The organism is Pseudomonas botevensis, assembly GCF_019145475.1.
GTDB classification, from domain to species: Bacteria; Pseudomonadota; Gammaproteobacteria; order Pseudomonadales; family Pseudomonadaceae; genus Aquipseudomonas; species Aquipseudomonas botevensis.
On the sequence record NZ_JAHTKI010000023.1, the window covers coordinates 106454 to 125113 of the forward strand.

At 62.2% G+C, this 18660-nt stretch carries 16 protein-coding genes and 1 other RNA gene; all 17 read left to right on the top strand.

What is annotated here, in order from left to right; genetic code table 11:
• Nucleotides 1–2: 2 nt before the first annotated feature.
• The 17 genes from rnpB to lpxC all read left to right on the top strand — a co-directional run bounded on the left by rnpB (nucleotide 3) and on the right by lpxC (nucleotide 18604).
• An RNA gene (gene rnpB / locus KVQ74_RS24195) (RNase P RNA component class A) lies at nucleotides 3–356 on the top strand.
• A gap of 403 nt (nucleotides 357–759) precedes the next feature.
• Nucleotides 760–1215: a division/cell wall cluster transcriptional repressor MraZ gene (mraZ, locus tag KVQ74_RS24200; RefSeq protein WP_007917012.1), complete on the top strand. Its 456-nt coding sequence runs from the start codon at nucleotides 760–762 to the stop codon at nucleotides 1213–1215.
• Nucleotides 1212–2159: a 16S rRNA (cytosine(1402)-N(4))-methyltransferase RsmH gene (gene rsmH / locus KVQ74_RS24205; protein WP_404822732.1), complete on the top strand. Its 948-nt coding sequence runs from the start codon at nucleotides 1212–1214 to the stop codon at nucleotides 2157–2159. The genes mraZ and rsmH overlap by 4 nt, the downstream gene beginning before the upstream one ends.
• Nucleotides 2156–2449, top strand: coding sequence for a cell division protein FtsL (ftsL, locus tag KVQ74_RS24210; RefSeq protein ID WP_007956777.1), 294 nt, complete (start codon nucleotides 2156–2158; stop codon nucleotides 2447–2449). The genes rsmH and ftsL overlap by 4 nt, the downstream gene beginning before the upstream one ends.
• Entirely contained in the window at nucleotides 2449–4188 is a 1740-nt protein-coding gene (locus KVQ74_RS24215; protein WP_217833912.1) for a peptidoglycan D,D-transpeptidase FtsI family protein, read from the top strand. Before ftsL ends, KVQ74_RS24215 begins: the two co-directional genes overlap by 1 nt.
• Nucleotides 4188–5651 (top strand): UDP-N-acetylmuramoyl-L-alanyl-D-glutamate--2,6-diaminopimelate ligase, encoded by a 1464-nt coding sequence (locus KVQ74_RS24220; protein WP_217833890.1) that lies wholly within the window; start codon nucleotides 4188–4190, stop codon nucleotides 5649–5651. Before KVQ74_RS24215 ends, KVQ74_RS24220 begins: the two co-directional genes overlap by 1 nt.
• Nucleotides 5644–7011: a UDP-N-acetylmuramoyl-tripeptide--D-alanyl-D-alanine ligase gene (locus KVQ74_RS24225; RefSeq protein ID WP_217833891.1), complete on the top strand. Its 1368-nt coding sequence runs from the start codon at nucleotides 5644–5646 to the stop codon at nucleotides 7009–7011. The genes KVQ74_RS24220 and KVQ74_RS24225 overlap by 8 nt, the downstream gene beginning before the upstream one ends.
• A complete protein-coding gene (mraY, locus tag KVQ74_RS24230) occupies nucleotides 7011–8093 on the top strand; it encodes a phospho-N-acetylmuramoyl-pentapeptide-transferase (RefSeq protein ID WP_096822832.1) in 1083 nt (360 codons plus the stop codon). Before KVQ74_RS24225 ends, mraY begins: the two co-directional genes overlap by 1 nt.
• Nucleotides 8094–8098: 5 nt before the next feature.
• Nucleotides 8099–9445, top strand: a complete 1347-nt coding sequence (gene murD / locus KVQ74_RS24235; protein ID WP_217833892.1) for a UDP-N-acetylmuramoyl-L-alanine--D-glutamate ligase — start codon at nucleotides 8099–8101, stop codon at nucleotides 9443–9445.
• Nucleotides 9442–10659, top strand: a complete 1218-nt coding sequence (gene ftsW / locus KVQ74_RS24240) for a putative lipid II flippase FtsW (protein WP_404822733.1) — start codon at nucleotides 9442–9444, stop codon at nucleotides 10657–10659. The genes murD and ftsW overlap by 4 nt, the downstream gene beginning before the upstream one ends.
• On the top strand, nucleotides 10649–11719 hold the full coding sequence (murG, locus tag KVQ74_RS24245) for an undecaprenyldiphospho-muramoylpentapeptide beta-N-acetylglucosaminyltransferase (RefSeq protein ID WP_217833893.1): 1071 nt from the start codon (nucleotides 10649–10651) through the stop codon (nucleotides 11717–11719). Before ftsW ends, murG begins: the two co-directional genes overlap by 11 nt.
• Nucleotides 11712–13172 carry a UDP-N-acetylmuramate--L-alanine ligase gene (murC, locus tag KVQ74_RS24250; protein WP_217833894.1) on the top strand — a complete coding sequence of 487 codons (1461 nt, stop codon included), beginning with the start codon at nucleotides 11712–11714 and terminating at the stop codon, nucleotides 13170–13172. The genes murG and murC overlap by 8 nt, the downstream gene beginning before the upstream one ends.
• Nucleotides 13169–14140 (top strand): D-alanine--D-alanine ligase, encoded by a 972-nt coding sequence (locus KVQ74_RS24255; RefSeq protein ID WP_217833895.1) that lies wholly within the window; start codon nucleotides 13169–13171, stop codon nucleotides 14138–14140. Before murC ends, KVQ74_RS24255 begins: the two co-directional genes overlap by 4 nt.
• Nucleotides 14141–14144: 4 nt before the next feature.
• Nucleotides 14145–15011 (top strand): cell division protein FtsQ/DivIB, encoded by an 867-nt coding sequence (locus KVQ74_RS24260; protein ID WP_217833896.1) that lies wholly within the window; start codon nucleotides 14145–14147, stop codon nucleotides 15009–15011.
• A gap of 15 nt (nucleotides 15012–15026) precedes the next feature.
• A complete protein-coding gene (ftsA, locus tag KVQ74_RS24265) occupies nucleotides 15027–16286 on the top strand; it encodes a cell division protein FtsA (RefSeq protein WP_217833897.1) in 1260 nt (419 codons plus the stop codon).
• Nucleotides 16287–16383: 97 nt separating this feature from the next.
• Nucleotides 16384–17580, top strand: a complete 1197-nt coding sequence (gene ftsZ, locus KVQ74_RS24270; protein WP_025109282.1) for a cell division protein FtsZ — start codon at nucleotides 16384–16386, stop codon at nucleotides 17578–17580.
• A 112-nt stretch (nucleotides 17581–17692) separates the two neighbouring features.
• Nucleotides 17693–18604 carry a UDP-3-O-acyl-N-acetylglucosamine deacetylase gene (gene lpxC, locus KVQ74_RS24275; RefSeq protein ID WP_011063304.1) on the top strand — a complete coding sequence of 304 codons (912 nt, stop codon included), beginning with the start codon at nucleotides 17693–17695 and terminating at the stop codon, nucleotides 18602–18604.
• The last annotated feature ends 56 nt before the right edge of the window (nucleotides 18605–18660 follow it).

Genomic DNA, 18660 nt, shown 5'->3' on the forward strand with positions numbered 1-18660 from the left:
GGAGAGTCGATCGGACAGTCGCTGCCCTCTATGAAAATTAGAGGGGGGAGGAAAGTCCGGGCTCCATAGGGCGAAGTGCCAGGTAACGCCTGGGAGGCGTGAGCCTACGGAAAGTGCCACAGAAAATAACCGCCTAAGCGCTTCGGCGCCGGTAAGGGTGAAAAGGTGCGGTAAGAGCGCACCGCACGTCTGGCAACAGTTCGTGGCTAGGTAAACCCCACTTGGAGCAAGACCAAATAGGGTCCCAAGGCGTGGCCCGCGCTGGGACCGGGTAGGTTGCTAAAGATGTCCAGTGATGGCCATCGTAGACGAATGACTGTTCAAGACAGAACCCGGCTTACAGATCGACTCTCCACCTTTTTCTTTTCCCTGCTTGAATTAAAAGCGACAGGGCTGTTTATTATCAGCAGGCCTGCGCTGGAAAACCGGCAGCGGCAAACGCAGTAATAGCCATTTCCCACCTCGCTTCAATCAACAGCAGAAGCGCTTTTGTAATACCGAAAAATTCTTACTCTTAACAAATTACTTTAACTTTCGAGCGCAGCTTTCTGTGCTGTCTCAAGTTATGGGTCGCCAGTCTCCGTCAGATTCTCGTTACCTCTCCTTTTATGCTCCTAAATCTCCGTTCTGTAAGGGTTTTCCTTTAATCCGCGCCTTGACGGTGTGGTGGGCGCATTCCTATAGTGTGCGCAAGTGGCGGAAAGTGGCATGAAGTGGGTTTTTTGAGCTCAAAACGCTAAAAAATGGAGAAACGCTGACGTGTTTCGCGGAGCTAACGCTATCAGTCTCGATGCAAAGGGCCGTCTCGCCATGCCGAGCCGGTACCGTGACGAGCTCGATTCGCGTAGTTCCGGGCAGTTGATCGTGACGATCGACGCCGTTGATCCGTGTTTGTGTGTCTACCCGCTCGATGAGTGGGAAATTATCGAAACCAAACTGCGCGCACTCCCTTCGCTTCGCGAAGAGAACCGTCGCCTGCAACGTTTATTGATTGGTAACGCCGTCGACCTCGAACTCGACGGCAGTGGTCGTTTTCTGGTTCCGCCGCGTCTGCGCGAATACGCAAAGCTCGACAAGCGGGCAATGCTGGTGGGCCAACTGAACAAGTTCCAGCTGTGGGACGAAGATGCCTGGAATGCGGTTTCCGCCGCTGACCTGGCTGCCATACAACAACCGGGCGCCATGCCTGACGAACTGCGTGATCTGATCCTGTGACTATTGATAGCGGCTTTAACCACATCACCGTACTGCTTGACGAAGCCGTCGAGGCTCTCGCCGTACGTCCTGATGGCTGCTATCTGGACGGCACGTTCGGGCGCGGCGGGCACAGCCGGTTGATCCTCAGCAAGCTCGGTCCCGATGGCCGGCTCCTCGGATTCGACAAAGATCCTCAAGCGATTGCCACCGGGCAAACGCTAGCGGCCGAAGACGGCCGCTTTGTCGTTGTGCAGCGCAGCTTTGCCGAGCTTGGTTCGGAAGTCGCCGAACGCGGCATGGCCGGCAAGGTCAGCGGCATTCTGCTCGACCTGGGTGTGTCTTCGCCGCAGCTCGACGATGCCGAGCGCGGCTTCAGTTTCCTCAACGACGGCCCGCTGGACATGCGCATGAACCCGGCGCGTGGCATCAGCGCCGCCGAGTTCGTCAACACCGCGCCAGTGGAAGAAATCGCCCGTGTATTCAAGGAATACGGCGAAGAACGTTTCTCCGGCCGCATGGCCCGTGCCGTGGTCGAGCGTCGCGATATCAAGCCGTTCGAGCGCACCGCCGATCTGGCCGAAGTCCTGAAAGTCGCCAACCCGGCGTGGGAAAAGGGCAAGAACCCGGCCACGCGCGCGTTCCAGGGGCTGCGCATTCACGTCAACAACGAACTGGGCGATCTGGAAGCCGGCCTCGATGCCGCGCTGGAAGCCCTGGAAGTGGGCGGTCGTCTGGTCGTCATCAGCTTCCACTCGCTGGAAGACCGCATCGTCAAACTGTTCATGCGCAAGCTGGTGAAAGGCGAAGCCGACAACCTGCCGCGCAACCTGCCGGTTCGCCACGTTGCGTTCGAACCGAAAATCAAAGTCCATGGCAAAGCGCAGACGGCCTCCGACGCCGAACTCAAGGCCAACCCACGTTCCCGTAGCGCCGTGATGCGCGTCGCGGAGAAGCTGCGGTGAGCAAGCTCTTCGCCAAGCCGTTGCCCGGCGGCAGCTTTTTCATGCTGCTGCTGTTTATCGGCGTGCTCGTGTCGGCCATCGGCGTGTCTTACAGCGCCCACTGGAACCGCCAGTTGCTCAACACCCTGTACAACGAACTCAGCGTGCGCGACAAGGCGCAGGCCGAGTGGGGCCGGCTGATTCTCGAACAGAGCACCTGGACCGCGCACAGCCGGATCGAAGTGCTGGCCACCGAACAACTGAAGATGCACATTCCGGGCGCGGCTGACGTGAAGATGGTGGCGCCATGATGAAACTCGAAGGGGCACTCTTCCCGTGGCGCTTCCGTCTGGTGGTGGGCTTGCTCGGCATCATGGTGGCAGCGATCTGCTGGCGCATCATCGACCTGCAAGTGGTCGACCGTGACTTCCTCAAGGGTCAGGGCGATGCGCGCAGCGTTCGTCACATTCCGATTCCGGCGCACCGTGGCCTGATCACCGACCGCAACGGCGAGCCATTGGCTGTCAGTACGCCGGTGACCACGTTGTGGGCCAACGCCAAGGAAATGCAACTGGCCAAAGAGAAGTGGCCAGCACTGGCTGCCGCGCTGGGGCAGGACCCGAAAGCCCTGGCCGAGCGTCTCGAAGCCCAGGCGAACAAAGAATTCATTTATCTGGTGCGCGGGTTGACCCCCGAGCAGGGCCAGGCCGTGCTCGACCTGAAAGTGCCGGGCGTCTACGGCATCGAAGAATTCCGCCGCTTCTACCCGGCCGGTGAAGTCACCGCGCACATGGTCGGTTTCACCGATATCGATGACCACGGTCGTGAAGGTGTCGAGCTGGCGTACGACGAGTGGCTGGCCGGCGTGCCCGGCAAGCGACAGGTCATCAAGGATCGGCGCGGACGGCTGATCAAGGACGTCCAGGTCACCAAGAACGCCAAGGCCGGCAAGCCCTTGGCGTTGTCCATTGACCTGCGCCTGCAATACCTGGCCAACCGCGAGCTGCGCAACGCGATCATCGAGAACGGCGCCAAGGCCGGCAGTCTGGTGATCATGGATGTGAAGACCGGCGAGATCCTCGCGATGGTCAACCAGCCGACCTACAACCCGAACAACCGGCGCAACCTGCAACCGGCGATGATGCGTAACCGCGCGATGATCGACGTGTTCGAACCGGGTTCGACCATGAAGGCAATCTCGATGAGCGCCGCGATCGAAACCGGCCGCTGGAAACCGAGCGACACCGTCGAGGTGTATCCGGGCTCGCTGCAGATCGGCAAATACACCATCAAGGACGTGTCCAAGACCGAAGGTCCGGTACTCGACCTGACCGGCATTCTGATCAATTCCAGTAACGTCGGCATGAGTAAGGTCGCGTTCGACATCGGCGGCGAAACCATTTTCCGTCTCGCACAGAAAGTCGGCCTCGGCCAGGACACCGGCCTCGGCTTCCCGGGCGAGCGCGTCGGCAACCTGCCGAACTACCGCGACTGGCGCAAGGCCGAGACCGCGACGCTGTCCTATGGCTACGGTATCTCGGTGACCGCGATCCAGTTGGTCCACGCCTTCTCCGCGTTGGCGAACAACGGCCGGATCGCGCCACTGACCCTGATCAAAACCGACAAGATGCCGCAGACCACCCAGGTGCTGCCGGAAGCGGTTGCGAAAACCATGCAAGGCATGCTGCAACAAGTGATTGAGGCGCCGCGCGGTGTGTTCCGTGCGCAGGTGCCGGCTTATCACGTTGCAGGCAAATCGGGTACGGCGCGCAAGACGTCGGTGGGCACCAAGGGCTACGCCGAGAACTCCTACCGCTCGCTGTTCGCCGGTTTCGGCCCGATGAGCGATCCGCGTTATGCAATCGTCGTGGTGATCGATGAACCGACCAAGGCCGGTTACTTCGGTGGTCTGGTTTCGGCGCCGGTGTTCAGCCGTGTGATGTCCGGCACCCTGCGTCTGATGAACATCACCCCGGACAACCTGCCGACTACCCAACAAGCCAACGCAACCCCGGCTGTTCCGCTGAAAGCCAATGGAGGGCGCGGCTGATGTCTCTGAGTCTGAACAAGATATTCCCCCACGCCGGCCACGATCTGTTGATTCGTGAACTGGCGCTGGACAGTCGCAATGTGCGTGCGGGCGACCTGTTCCTCGCGGTGCCGGGCGGAAAATTCGACGGTCGTGCCCACATCGGCGACGCGCTGGCGCGTGGCGCGGCGGCGGTGGCTTACGAAGTGGAAGGCGCCACCGTGCTGCCGATCACTGACGTGCCGCTGATCCCGGTCAAAGGGCTGGCAGCGCAACTGTCGGACATCGCCGGACGTTTTTACGGTGAGCCAAGCCATCATCTGAACCTGATCGGCGTGACCGGCACCAACGGCAAGACCAGCGTGACCCAACTGGTCGCGCAGGCGCTGGATCTGCTCGGTCAGCACTGCGGCATCGTCGGCACGCTCGGCTCCGGTTTCCATGGTTCTCTGGAAAGCGGCCTGCACACCACGCCGAACCCGATTGCCATGCAGGCGACCCTGGGCGACCTGAAAAAGGCCGGCGCCAAGGCCGTGGCCATGGAAGTCTCGTCACATGGTCTGGATCAGGGCCGGGTCACCGCGCTGGCGTTCGACGTGGCGGTGATGACCAACCTGTCCCGCGATCACCTCGATTACCACGGCACCATGCAGGCCTATGGCGAAGCCAAGGCCAAACTGTTCGCCTGGAATGATTTGAAATGCCGCGTCGTCAATCTCGATGACGACTTCGGCCGGCAACTGGCGGCGCAGCAGCGCGAATCGCGTCTGATCACCTACAGCCTGCTCGACAAGAGCGCCTATCTGTATTGCCGCGAAGCGCAGTTCGACGACCACGGCGTCCGTGCCACGCTGGTGACGCCGCAGGGCGAGCATCATCTGCGCAGCACGTTGCTTGGCCGTTTCAATCTGAGCAACGTATTGGCGGCGGTCGGTGCCTTGTTGGGGCTGGACTACGCCCTCGATGAAATTCTTAAAGTGCTGCCGAAGCTCGAAGGCCCGGCCGGACGCATGCAGCGTCTGGGTGGCGGCACTCAGCCGCTGGTGGTGGTCGATTACGCCCACACCCCGGATGCCCTGGAAAAAGTTCTGACCGCGCTGCGCCCGCACGTCAAAGGTCAGTTGCTGTGCCTGTTCGGCTGCGGCGGCGACCGTGATCGCGGCAAGCGTCCGCTGATGGCCGAAGTGGTCGAACGTCTGGCCGACCGTGTGCTGGTCACCGACGACAACCCGCGCACGGAAGATCCGGCGGTGATTTTCGACGACATCCGCGCCGGTTTCTCGGCTGTGGATAACGTCACTTTCGTGGCCGGTCGTGGTCAGGCCATCGCCCGGTTGATCGCCAGCGCATCGGCGGACGACGTCGTGGTGCTGGCCGGCAAGGGGCACGAGGACTATCAGGAAATCAACGGCGTGCGCCATGACTTTTCCGATCTGGTCGAGGCCGACCGTGCCCTGACCGCGTGGGAGGTGGCCCATGCTTAAGGCCCTGAAACTCAGTGAACTGACCAACGCCCTCGACGCACGCCTGATCAGCGGCGATGCCGCTTTCGACGGTGTCAGCATCGACAGTCGGGCGATCAAGCCCGGACAACTGTTCATTGCGCTGACCGGCCCGCGTTTCGACGGTCATGACTATCTGAACGAAGTCGCCGGCAAAGGCGCGGTGGCCGCACTGGTCGAACGCGAGGTCGCCGACAGCGCGTTGCCGCAATTGCTGGTCAAGGACACCCGTCAGGCCCTCGGTCAACTGGGCGCGCTCAACCGTGCCGCGTTTACCCAGCCGGTGGCGGCAGTGACCGGTTCCAGCGGCAAGACCACGGTCAAGGAAATGCTCGCGAGCATCCTGCGCACCCGGGGTTCGGTGCTGGCCACCCGTGGCAACCTGAACAACGACCTCGGCGTGCCGCTGACCCTGCTCGAACTCGCCCCGGAACACAGCGCGGCGGTGATCGAGCTGGGCGCCTCGCGCCTGGGGGAAATCGCGTATACGGTCGGGCTGACCAAGCCTCACGTGGCGATCCTCAACAATGCCGGCACCGCACACGTCGGTGAGTTCGGCGGGCCGGAGAAAATCGTCGAGGCCAAGGGCGAAATCATCGAAGGGCTGGCGGCCGATGGCGTCGCCGTGCTGAACCTCGATGACAAGGCCTTCGGCATCTGGAAGGCCCGCGCGGCCGGACGCAAGGTGCTGACGTTCGCCCTGAGCAATCCTCAGGCGGATTTCCATGCCAGCGATCTGGCCACCGATGCCCGGGGCTGCCCGGCGTTCACCCTGCACACGCCTGAAGGTTCGGAGCGGGTGCAACTGAATCTGCTCGGCACTCACAACGTCGCCAACGCCATGGCCGCCGCCGCTGCCGCCCACGCGCTGGGCGTGTCACTGTTCGGCATCGCCACTGGCCTTGGCGCGGTACAACCGGTCAAGGGTCGCACCGTCGCGCAACTGGCGAAAAACGGCATGCGCGTGATCGATGACACTTACAACGCGAACCCCACCTCCATGTGCGCGGCCGTTGATATACTCGCCGGCTTTTCCGGTCGCACCGTCCTGGTGCTCGGAGATATCGGCGAGTTGGGCGACTGGGCGGAGCAGGGGCACCGCGACGTGGGCGAGTACGCCCGGGGCAAGGTTTCCGCACTTTACGCGGTCGGGCCGAACATGGTTCACGCCGTGAACGCATTCGGCAGCGCGGCGCATCACTTCGCCAGCCAGGCCGAACTGATCCAGGCCCTCGACGCCGAGCAGGACACAAACACCACCATTTTGATCAAGGGTTCGCGCAGCGCAGCGATGGAAAACATCGTTGCGGCCCTGTGCGGGTCCAGTCTGGAGAAACATTAATGCTGCTGCTGCTAGCGGAGTATCTGCAACAGTTCTACAAAGGCTTCGCGGTCTTCCAGTACCTGACCCTGCGCGGGATTCTCGGTGTGCTGACCGCGCTGGTTTTGTCGCTGTGCTATGGCCCGTGGATGATCCGCACCCTGCAGAACCGTCAGATCGGCCAGTCGGTACGTAACGACGGCCCGCAATCGCACCTGTCCAAGTCCGGTACGCCGACCATGGGCGGCGCGCTGATCCTGTCGTCCATCGGCGTCAGCACCTTGCTCTGGGCGGACCTGAGCAACCGTTATGTCTGGACTGTGCTGCTGGTGACCCTGCTGTTCGGTGCCATCGGCTGGGTCGACGACTACCGCAAGGTGATCGAGAAGAACTCCCGTGGCCTGCCGAGCCGCTGGAAATACTTCTGGCAGTCGGTGTTCGGCCTCGGCGCGGCGATCTTCCTTTATATGACCGCCGCCACGCCGGTGGAAACCACCCTGATCCTGCCGATGCTCAAGGACTACAGCATTCCGCTGGGCGCCGGGTTCATCGTGCTGACCTACTTCGTGATCGTCGGTTCGAGCAACGCGGTCAACCTGACCGACGGCCTCGACGGTCTGGCGATCATGCCGACCGTGATGGTCGGTGGTGGCCTGGGCATCTTCTGCTACCTGTCGGGTAACGTGAAATTCGCCGAATACCTGCTGATCCCGTATGTGCCGGGCGCGGGCGAGCTGATCGTGTTCTGCGGTGCGCTGATCGGCGCCGGGCTGGGTTTCCTGTGGTTCAACACCTATCCGGCCCAAGTCTTCATGGGCGACGTCGGCGCGCTGGCGCTGGGCGCAGCCCTGGGCACCATCGCGGTGATCGTCCGTCAGGAAATCGTCCTGTTCATCATGGGCGGCGTGTTCGTGATGGAGACCCTGTCGGTCGTCATCCAGGTAGCGTCCTTCAAACTGACCGGCCGTCGTGTGTTCCGCATGGCGCCGATTCACCACCACTTTGAACTCAAGGGCTGGCCCGAGCCGCGTGTGATCGTCCGTTTCTGGATCATCACCGTGATTCTCGTGCTGATCGGCCTTGCCACCCTGAAGCTGAGGTAGAACGAGTGTCTCTGATCGCTTCTGACCACTTCCGCATCGTTGTCGGCCTCGGCAAGAGCGGCATGTCCCTGGTTCGCTTCCTGGCGAACCGGGGCGTGGCGTTTGCCGTGGCCGATACGCGGGAAAATCCACCGGAACTGGCCACGCTCAAGCGTGACTATCCGCACGTGGAAGTGCGTTGTGGCGAGCTGGACGTGGAATTCCTGTGCCGTGCCGACGAGCTCTACGTGAGCCCCGGCCTGGCGCTGGCGACTCCGGCCCTGCAAGCCGCCGCCGCCCGTGGGGTGAAACTGTCCGGTGACATCGAGCTGTTCGCGCGTAACGCGAAGGCGCCGATCGTGGCCATCAGCGGTTCCAATGCGAAAAGCACCGTCACCACCCTGGTCGGCGAGATGGCGGCTGCGGCCGGCAAGCGCGTCGCGGTGGGCGGCAACCTCGGCACCCCGGCGCTGGACCTGCTCAGCGATGATGTCGAGTTGTACGTGATGGAGTTGTCGAGTTTCCAGCTGGAAACCACCGATCAGCTCAACGCCGAAGTGGCGACCGTGCTCAACATCAGCGAAGACCATATGGATCGCTACAGCGGTCTGCCGGCTTACCACCTGGCCAAACACCGGATCTTCCGGGGCGCGAAGCAGTTTGTGGTGAACCGTCAGGACGCCCTGACCCGGCCGCTGATGGGCGAGGGCCAGCCATGCTGGACGTTCGGCCTGAGCAAACCGGATTTCAAGGCGTTCGGTCTGCGTGAAGAGAATGGCGAGAAATACCTGGCCTTCGAATTCCAGAACCTGATGCCGGTGCGTGAGTTGAAGGTTCGCGGCGCGCACAACCAGTCCAATGCCCTGGCGGCGCTGGCGCTCGGCCATGCCGTCGGCCTGCCGTTCGATGCCATGCTCGCGGCCTTGCGCAACTTCGCCGGCCTCGAGCATCGCTGCCAGTGGGTCCGTGATCTGGACGGCGTCGGCTATTACAACGACTCCAAAGCCACCAACGTCGGCGCCGCCCTGGCGGCCATCGAAGGCCTGGGGGCGGATATCGAAGGCAAGATCGTGTTGATCGCCGGCGGCGACGGCAAGGGTGCCGAATTCAAGGATCTGCGCGATCCGGTGGCGGCCAACTGCCGCGCCGTGATCCTGATGGGCCGCGACTCCGACAAGATCGGCGAGGCCATCGGCGATGGCGTGCCGCTGATTCGTGCAGGCTCCCTGGTTGAAGCCGTTGAGCAATGCCGCGCCGCCGCCCAATCGGGTGACGTGGTGCTGCTGTCGCCGGCCTGCGCCAGTTTCGACATGTTCAAGAATTACGAAGACCGTGGTCACCAGTTCGTCCGCGCCGTGGAGGATCTGGCATGAGCCTGCGCAATATCATCAAGCCGTATCCGTCGCCGATCATCACCGGGCGTGGTATCGACCTCGACTTCCCGATGCTCGCCGGTTGCCTGGCGTTGCTCGGTCTTGGGCTGATCATGATTGCTTCGGCCTCCACCGAAGTGGCGGCGGCCCAGTCGGGCAGCGCGCTGTACTACATGATTCGTCACCTGATCTACGTGGCGCTGGGCCTGGGTGCCTGCATCGTCACCATGATGATTCCGATCGCCACCTGGCAGCGCCTGGGCTGGATGATGCTGATCGGCGCGTTCGGTCTGCTGGTGATGGTGATCGTTCCGGGGATCGGCCGTGAAGTGAACGGTTCGATGCGCTGGATCGGCTTCAGTTTCTTCAACGTCCAGCCGTCGGAGATCGCCAAGGTCTTCGTGGTGATCTACCTCGCCGGTTATCTGGTGCGTCGTCAGAAGGAAGTGCGCGAGAGCTGGATGGGCTTCTTCAAGCCGTTCATCGTGCTGCTGCCGATGGCGGGCCTGTTGCTGATGGAGCCGGACTTTGGCGCCACGGTCGTAATGATGGGCGCGGCGGCGGCGATGCTGTTCCTCGGCGGCGTCGGCCTGTTCCGGTTCTCGCTGATGGTGGTGCTGGCGGTCGCGGCGGTGGTGTTGCTGATTCAGATGCAACCGTACCGGATGGCGCGTCTGACCAACTTCGCCGACCCATGGGCCGACCAGTTCGGCGCCGGGTATCAATTGTCCCAGGCGTTGATCGCGTTCGGTCGCGGCGAATGGTTGGGCGTCGGCCTGGGCAACAGCGTGCAGAAGCAGTTCTACCTGCCGGAAGCCCACACCGACTTCGTGTTCTCGGTACTGGCCGAGGAACTCGGCGCGGTGGGTTCGCTGTGCACCGTGGCGCTGTTCGTGTTCGTGTGTATTCGCGGCATGTACATCGGTCTGTGGGCCGAGAAGGCCAAACAGTTTTTTGCCGCTTATGTTGCCTACGGCCTGTCGTTCCTCTGGATCGGTCAGTTCCTGATCAACATCGGCGTGAACGTCGGCCTGTTGCCGACCAAGGGCCTGACTCTGCCGTTCCTCAGTTATGGCGGCAGCTCCCTGGTGATCTGCTGCGCCTGCCTTGGCCTGTTGCTGAGGATCGAGTGGGAGAGCCGAACCCACCTGGGCAGCGAAGAGATGGAATTCCAGGAGAGCGACTTCGCCGAGGAGCCGCATCATGGGCGCTAACGTATTGATCATGGCCGGCGGCACCGGCGGCCACGTGTTCCCGGCGCTGGCCTGTGCCCGTGAGTTTCAGGCGCGCGGTTACACCGTGCACTGGCTCGGCACGCCGCGCGGGATCGAGAACGATCTGGTGCCAGCGGCCGGTCTGGAATTGCATCGCATCAACGCCAGCGGTCTGCGCGGCAAGGGCAAGCTGTCGCTGCTCAAGGCGCCGTTCATGCTGCTCAAGTCGGTCTGGCAGGCGCGGGCGATCATGCGCCGCCTGCGTCCGGTGTGTGTGGTCGGCTTCGGTGGTTATGTGACCGGTCCTGGCGGGGTTGCCGCCAAACTGGCCGGCGTGCCGGTGATCGTTCACGAGCAGAACGCCGTGGCCGGCACCGCCAATCGGTTGCTGGTGCCGTTCGCCGCCCGGGTGTGTGAAGCGTTCCCCGACACCTTTACCCTGTCGGACAGCCGCCGTACCACCGGGAACCCGGTGCGCAGCGAGCTGTTCCTCGAAACACCGCGCCCGGCCCTGGCCGGTCGCAAGGCGCGTTTGCTGATCCTGGGCGGAAGCCTCGGAGCAGAGCCGTTGAACAAGTTGCTGCCTGAAGCCCTGGCGCAAGTCGCTGCCGATTTGCGTCCGGAGGTGTTTCATCAGGCCGGCAGAAACCACGATGAAGTGACTGCAGAGCGCTATCGCGCCGCCGGCGTCGAGGCGCAGGTGCAGCCGTTCATCAAAGACATGGCCCAGGCCTATGGCTGGGCTGATCTGGTGGTGTGCCGTGCAGGCGCGTTGACCATCAGTGAGCTGGCTGCCGCCGGTCTGCCCTCGATGCTGGTGCCCTTGCCCCACGCGATCGACGATCACCAGACCCGCAACGCCGATTATTTGGCCCGTGAAGGCGCTGCCTTCCTGATGCCGCAAAGAACGACTGGCGCCGCAAACCTTGCCGCGCGCCTGACAGAGGTCTTGATGCAACCGCAACGACTCGAACAAATGGCCCAAGCGGCCCGCCGTCTGGCGAAACCCGAAGCCACCCGCAGTGTGGTCGATACCTGTCTGGAGGTGGCCCATGGTTGAGAATCAGAAAGCCATGCCGCAACCGGAAATGCGCCGCATCCGTCGCATCCACTTCGTCGGCATCGGCGGCGTGGGCATGTGCGGCATCGCCGAAGTATTGCTGAACCTGGGTTACGCCGTGTCCGGCTCCGACCTTAAAGCATCGCCGGTCACCGAGCGCCTGGAGTCCTTCGGCGCGCAGATCTTCATCGGTCACCGCGCCGAGAACGCCGCTGCCGCCGACGTGCTGGTGGTGTCCAGTGCCGTCAACACGTCCAACCCGGAAGTGGCGACCGCGCTGGAACGCCGTATCCCGGTGGTGCCGCGTGCCGAAATGCTCGCCGAGCTGATGCGCTATCGCCACGGCATCGCCGTCGCCGGTACTCACGGCAAGACCACCACCACCAGCCTGATCGCTTCGGTGTTCGCTGCCGGTGGCCTGGACCCGACGTTCGTCATCGGTGGCCGTCTGAATGCGGCGGGCACCAATGCCCAGCTCGGCACCAGCCGTTACCTGATCGCCGAAGCCGACGAGAGCGATGCGAGCTTCCTGCATCTGCAACCGCTGGTGGCGGTGGTGACCAACATCGACGCCGACCACATGGCGACCTACGACGGTGACTTCAACAAACTGAAGAAAACCTTCGTCGAATTCCTGCACAACCTGCCGTTCTATGGTCTGGCGGTGATGTGCCTGGACGATCCGGTGGTGCGTGAAATCCTGCCGCAGGTCAAACGTCCGACCGTGACCTACGGCTTCAGCGAAGACGCTGACGTGCGCGCGATCAATGTGCGCCAGCAGGGCATGCAGACCTTCTTCACCGTGCTGCGTCCTGACCGTGAGCCACTGGAAGTGTCGGTGAACATGCCCGGCAACCACAACGTGCTCAATTCCCTGGCGACCATTTGCATCGCCACCGACGAAGGCGTCAGCGATGAAGCCATCGTCCAGGGCCTGTCGGGTTTCCAGGGGGTCGGTCGACGCTTCCAGGTCTACGGCGAACTGCCGGTGGACGGTGGCAGCGTAATGCTGGTCGATGACTACGGTCACCACCCGACTGAAGTCGCGGCTGTGATCAAAGCCGTGCGCGGTGGCTGGCCGGAGCGCCGTCTGGTGATGGTCTACCAGCCGCACCGTTATAGCCGCACCCGCGACCTGTACGACGATTTCGTCCAGGTCCTGGCCGACGCCAACGTGCTGCTGCTGATGGAAGTCTATCCGGCCGGCGAAGAGCCGATCCCGGGTGCCGACAGCCGCAAGCTGTGCAACAGCATCCGTCAGCGCGGTCAGCTCGACCCGATCTACATCGAGCGTGGTGTCGACCTCGCGCCGGTGGTCAAGCCGCTGCTGCGTGCCGGCGACATTCTGCTGTGCCAGGGCGCCGGTGATATCGGCGGTCTCGCACCGAAACTGTTGAAAAGTGAGTTGTTCGCCGGTGCCGTCGCGGCTTCGGTCGAGGGGAAGTTGAAATGACTGCTGCCTACGCCAACCTGTTCTCCACCATCGCGCCGAAAGACTTCGGCCGCGTGGCCGTGCTGTTCGGCGGCCTGAGCGCCGAGCGTGAGGTTTCGCTGAAATCCGGCAACGCCGTGCTCAGCGCGCTGCAAAGTGCCGGTGTGGATGCGTTCGGTATCGACGTCGGCGCGGACATTCTCCAGCGTCTGCTGAGCGAGAAGATCGATCGCGCCTTCATCATCCTCCACGGTCGCGGCGGTGAAGACGGCAGCATGCAGGGCCTGCTCGAAGTGGCCGGCATTCCGTACACCGGCAGCGGCATCCTGGCTTCGGCACTGGCGATGGACAAGCTGCGCACCAAGCAGGTCTGGCACAGCCTCGGGATTCCGACGCCGCGTCATGCCGTGCTGTGCAGCGAGGCCGATTGTATTTCGGCAGCGACGGAACTGGGCTTCCCTTTGATCGTCAAACCGGCGCATGAAGGTTCAAGTATCGGGATGGCCAAAGTGACTTCCGCGTCCGAGTTGATCGACGCCTGGAAAGCGGCCAGTACCTACGATTCGCAAGTGTTGGTCGAGCAATGGATCCACGGTCCGGAGTTCACCATCGCCACCCTGCGTGACCAGGTGTTGCCTCCAATCGCCCTGGGTACGCCCCACACGTTTTACGACTACGACGCCAAGTACATCGCCAACGATACCCAGTACCGCATTCCGTGCGGGCTGGATGCCGCCAAGGAAAAGGAACTCATGGATCTCACGGACAAGGCCTGTGAGGCGCTGGGTATCGCCGGTTGGGGCAGGGCGGACGTGATGCAGGACGCCGACGGGCAGTTCTGGTTCCTGGAAGTGAACACCGCACCGGGCATGACCGATCACAGTCTGGTGCCGATGGCGGCCAAGGCTGCCGGTCTGGATTTCCAGCAACTGGTTCTGGCCATCCTGGCCGCCAGCGTGGAAGCCGGTCACAAAGAGGCGCGAGGTTAAGACCATGCAAGGCGCACAACTCAGACATCAGCCACCCGCACCTGGCCGCAAGCCAGTGCCGCGCGGTGCCAGCCGAATGGTGGCCAAAGAGCCGATGTCCGCGCGCCTGCCAAAAGCCAATTTCGGCTTCCTGAAAGGTCTGTTCTGGCCGGTGCTGCTGGTGGCGCTCGGCTTCGGCACTTACGAAGGCGCGCAACGGCTGCTGCCGTACGCCGACCGGCCGATCACCAAGATCGCGGTGCAGGGCGACCTGAGCTACATCAGCCAGCAGGCGGTGCAGCAGCGAATCGCCCCGTACGTGGCGTCGAGCTTCTTCACCATCGATCTGGCGAGCATGCGTACCGAGCTTGAGCAGATGCCGTGGATCGCCCATGCCGAAGTACGTCGGGTGTGGCCGGACCAGGTGGTGATCCGCCTCGAAGAGCAGCTGCCGGTGGCCCGTTGGGGCGACGAGTCGCTGCTCAACAACCAGGGCCAGGCGTTCACGCCCAAGGAACTGGCGAACTACGAACACCTGCCACAGCTGTTCGGCCCGCAGCGGGCGCAGCAGCAAGTGATGCAGCAATACCAGGTGCTGAGCCAGATGCTCAGGCCATTGGGCTTCTCGATCGCGCGACTCGAATTGCGTGAGCGTGGCAGCTGGTTCCTGACCACCGGCGCCGGCAGTGCCGGCCCTGGGATCGAACTGCTGCTGGGACGCGGCAACCTGGTGGAAAAGATGCGCCGCTTCATTGCCATCTACGACAAGACGCTTAAAGAACAGATTACGAACATTGCGCGCATCGATCTGCGCTACGCCAACGGCCTCGCCGTTGGCTGGCGGGAACCAGTAGCGCCGACGACAGCCCAACCCGCTGTCGCAAAGAATTAAGAAGAGGCAGGACCCATGGCAAACGTGCAAAGCGGCAAAATGATCGTCGGTCTCGATATCGGCACCTCCAAGGTGGTGGCGCTGGTCGGCGAGGTCGCGGCTGACGGCTCGCTGGATATCGTCGGGATCGGCACCCATCCGTCCCGTGGCCTGAAGAAAGGCGTGGTGGTGAACATCGAATCCACCGTGCAATCGATTCAGCGCGCGATCGAAGAAGCCCAGCTGATGGCGGGCTGCCGCATTCACTCGGCGTTCGTCGGCGTGGCCGGCAACCATATCCGCAGCCTGAACTCCCACGGCATCGTGGCGATCCGCGACCGCGAAGTCAGCTCCGCTGACCTCGAGCGCGTCCTCGATGCCGCCCAGGCCGTGGCGATCCCGGCCGACCAGCGCGTGCTGCACACCCTGCCGCAGGACTACGTGATCGATAACCAGGAAGGCGTGCGCGAGCCGCTGGGCATGTCCGGTGTGCGTCTGGAGGCCAAGGTCCACGTAGTCACCTGCGCCGTCAACGCCGCACAGAACATCGAAAAATGCGTGCGCCGCTGCGGCCTGGAAATCGACGACATCATTCTCGAGCAACTGGCCTCGGCCTACTCGGTACTGACCGACGACGAAAAAGAGCTGGGCGTGTGCCTGGTCGACATCGGCGGCGGCACCACCGACATTGCGATCTTCACCGAAGGCGCGATCCGCCACACGGCGGTGATCCCGATTGCCGGCGATCAGGTGACCAACGACATCGCCATGGCGTTGCGCACCCCGACCCAGTACGCCGAAGAGATCAAGATCCGCTATGCCTGCGCCCTGGCGAAACTGGCCGGTGCCGGCGAGACCATCAAGGTGCCAAGCGTCGGCGACCGTCCACCGCGCGAACTGTCGCGCCAGGCCCTGGCCGAAGTGGTCGAGCCGCGTTACGACGAACTGTTCACCCTGATCCAGGCCGAGCTGCGTCGCAGCGGCTACGAAGACCTGATCCCGGCGGGCATCGTCCTGACCGGCGGCACTTCGAAGATGGAAGGCGCCACCGAGCTGGCGGAGGAAATCTTCCACATGCCGGTCCGCCTCGGTGTGCCGCACGGCGTGAAAGGTCTGGATGACGTGGTGCGCAACCCGATCTATTCCACCGGCGTCGGCCTGTTGATGTACGGCCTGCAAAAGCAGTCCGACGGGATTTCGTTCTCGGGCATCGGCAGCCGCGAAAGCTATAGCAGCGACGAGCCTCAGGCGCCGCTGCTGGATCGCTTGAAGAAGTGGGTCCAGGGCAACTTTTAAGCTTCAGGCGAACGCTTGAAGCGCCAAGAGCAAGCAGTAGAAACACCGCAACAAAATGCAGTAGGCGAAAAAACTAGAGAATGTAAGGAGAGGGAAAATGTTCGAACTCGTAGACAACATCCCCGCAAGCCCGGTAATCAAGGTTATCGGTGTTGGCGGTGGCGGCGGCAACGCTGTCAACCACATGGTCAAGAGCAACATCGAAGGCGTTGAATTCATCTGCGCCAACACCGATGCTCAAGCCCTGAAAAACATCGGCGCACGTACCATTCTGCAACTGGGTACTGGCGTGACCAAAGGCCTGGGCGCGGGCGCCAACCCGGAAGTCGGCCGTCAAGCCGCTCTGGAAGACCGCGAGCGCATCGCTGAAGTCCTGGCCGGCACCAACATGGTGTTCATCACCACTGGCATGGGCGGCGGCACCGGTACGGGTGCTGCGCCGATCATCGCCGAAGTGGCCAAGGAAATGGGCATCCTGACCGTAGCGGTCGTGACCCGTCCGTTCCCGTTCGAAGGCCGCAAGCGTATGCAGATCGCCGACGAAGGCATCCGCATGCTGTCCGAAAGCGTCGACTCGTTGATCACCATTCCCAACGAGAAGCTGCTGACCATCCTCGGTAAAGACGCAAGCCTGCTGTCGGCTTTCGCCAAGGCTGACGATGTACTGGCCGGTGCCGTTCGCGGTATCTCCGACATCATCAAGCGTCCGGGCATGATCAACGTCGACTTCGCCGACGTACGCACCGTGATGAGCGAAATGGGCATGGCGATGATGGGCACTGGCTGCGCCAGCGGTCCGAACCGTGCGCGTGAAGCCACTGAAGCGGCGATCCGTAACCCGCTGCTGGAAGACGTGAACCTGCAAGGCGCTCGCGGCATCCTGGTGAACATCACCGCAGGTCCTGACCTGTCCCTGGGCGAGTACTCCGACGTGGGTAGCATCATCGAAGCCTTCGCTTCCGAGCACGCGATGGTCAAGGTCGGTACTGTTATCGATCCGGACATGCGCGACGAACTGCACGTGACCGTGGTTGCCACCGGTCTGGGCGCGAAAATCGAGAAACCTGTGAAGGTCATCGACAATACCGTTCATACCTCGATGGCTGCCGCTCAGGTGCAACAACCGGCGCCCGCTCGTCAGGAAGCTCCAGCGGTGAATTACCGTGACCTGGACCGTCCGACCGTCATGCGCAACCAGGCTCAGGCCGGTGCTGCGACTGCCGCGAAGATGAATCCGCAAGATGACCTGGACTACCTGGACATCCCGGCTTTCCTGCGTCGTCAGGCCGATTGATGAAATGTATCAGGGGTATTCGGGTGATTGGTGTTCAGCAAAGGCTCGGTCTGCTATCATCGCCAGCCTTTGTTGATACCAGTTCGCAATTTGCGCTGAAGCGGCCCATGCCATGATTAAACAACGCACCCTGAAGAATATTATCCGTGCCACAGGTGTCGGCCTGCACTCCGGGGAGAAGGTCTATCTGACCCTCAAGCCTGCGCCTGTCGACACTGGCATTGTGTTTTGTCGCGCTGACCTCGACCCTGTGGTGCAGATTCCTGCCCGCGCGGAAAACGTCGGTGAAACCACTATGTCGACCACGCTGGTTAACGGTGACGTCAAAGTGGACACGGTAGAGCACTTGCTCTCGGCCATGGCTGGCCTGGGCATCGATAACGCCTACGTCGAGCTCTCCGCGTCCGAAGTCCCGATCATGGATGGCAGCGCCGGACCCTTCGTATTCCTGATTCAATCGGCTGGCCTGGAAGAACAGGACGCCGCCAAGAAATTCATCCGCATCCTGCGTGAAGTGACAGTGGAAGACGGCGACAAGCGCGCCACTTTCGTCCCTTTCGACGGGTTCAAGGTGAGCTTCGAGATCGATTTCGATCACCCGGTATTCCGGGACCGCACCCAGAGTGCAAGCGTGGATTTTTCCAGCACTTCGTTCGTAAAAGAAGTAAGCCGCGCCCGTACTTTTGGTTTCATGAGTGACATCGAGTACCTGCGCAAGCACAACCTCGCACTCGGCGGCAGCGTGGAAAACGCAATCGTGGTCGATTCCGATGGTGTACTGAACGAAGACGGCCTTCGCTACGAAGACGAGTTCGTGAAGCACAAGATCCTCGATGCAATTGGTGACCTGTACCTGCTGGGCAATAGCCTGATTGGTGAGTTCAAGGGCTTCAAGTCCGGTCACGCACTGAACAACCAGCTGCTGCGCAAGTTGATTGAGCAGAAAGACGCTTGGGAAGTCGTGACGTTCGAAGACGCCAGCACTGCACCGATCTCTTACATGCGCCCGGTTGCGGCAGTGTAAGTAAAAAACCTCTCTAGTTTTTTGAAGGCCACCTTTGGGTGGCCTTTTTTTATGCC

Bases quoted from the DNA above. Each gene is read 5' to 3' on its own strand.
- KVQ74_RS24215 (WP_217833912.1), top strand. From the start codon at position 2,449: ATGAAACTCGAAGGGGCACTCTTCCCGTGGCGCTTCCGTCTGGTGGTG.
- KVQ74_RS24220 (WP_217833890.1), top strand. From the start codon at position 4,188: ATGTCTCTGAGTCTGAACAAGATATTCCCCCACGCCGGCCACGATCTG.
- KVQ74_RS24225 (WP_217833891.1), top strand. From the start codon at position 5,644: ATGCTTAAGGCCCTGAAACTCAGTGAACTGACCAACGCCCTCGACGCA.
- mraY (WP_096822832.1), top strand. From the start codon at position 7,011: ATGCTGCTGCTGCTAGCGGAGTATCTGCAACAGTTCTACAAAGGCTTC.
- ftsW (WP_404822733.1), top strand. From the start codon at position 9,442: ATGAGCCTGCGCAATATCATCAAGCCGTATCCGTCGCCGATCATCACC.
- murG (WP_217833893.1), top strand. From the start codon at position 10,649: ATGGGCGCTAACGTATTGATCATGGCCGGCGGCACCGGCGGCCACGTG.
- murC (WP_217833894.1), top strand. From the start codon at position 11,712: ATGGTTGAGAATCAGAAAGCCATGCCGCAACCGGAAATGCGCCGCATC.
- KVQ74_RS24255 (WP_217833895.1), top strand. From the start codon at position 13,169: ATGACTGCTGCCTACGCCAACCTGTTCTCCACCATCGCGCCGAAAGAC.
- KVQ74_RS24260 (WP_217833896.1), top strand. From the start codon at position 14,145: ATGCAAGGCGCACAACTCAGACATCAGCCACCCGCACCTGGCCGCAAG.
- ftsA (WP_217833897.1), top strand. From the start codon at position 15,027: ATGGCAAACGTGCAAAGCGGCAAAATGATCGTCGGTCTCGATATCGGC.
- ftsZ (WP_025109282.1), top strand. From the start codon at position 16,384: ATGTTCGAACTCGTAGACAACATCCCCGCAAGCCCGGTAATCAAGGTT.
- lpxC (WP_011063304.1), top strand. From the start codon at position 17,693: ATGATTAAACAACGCACCCTGAAGAATATTATCCGTGCCACAGGTGTC.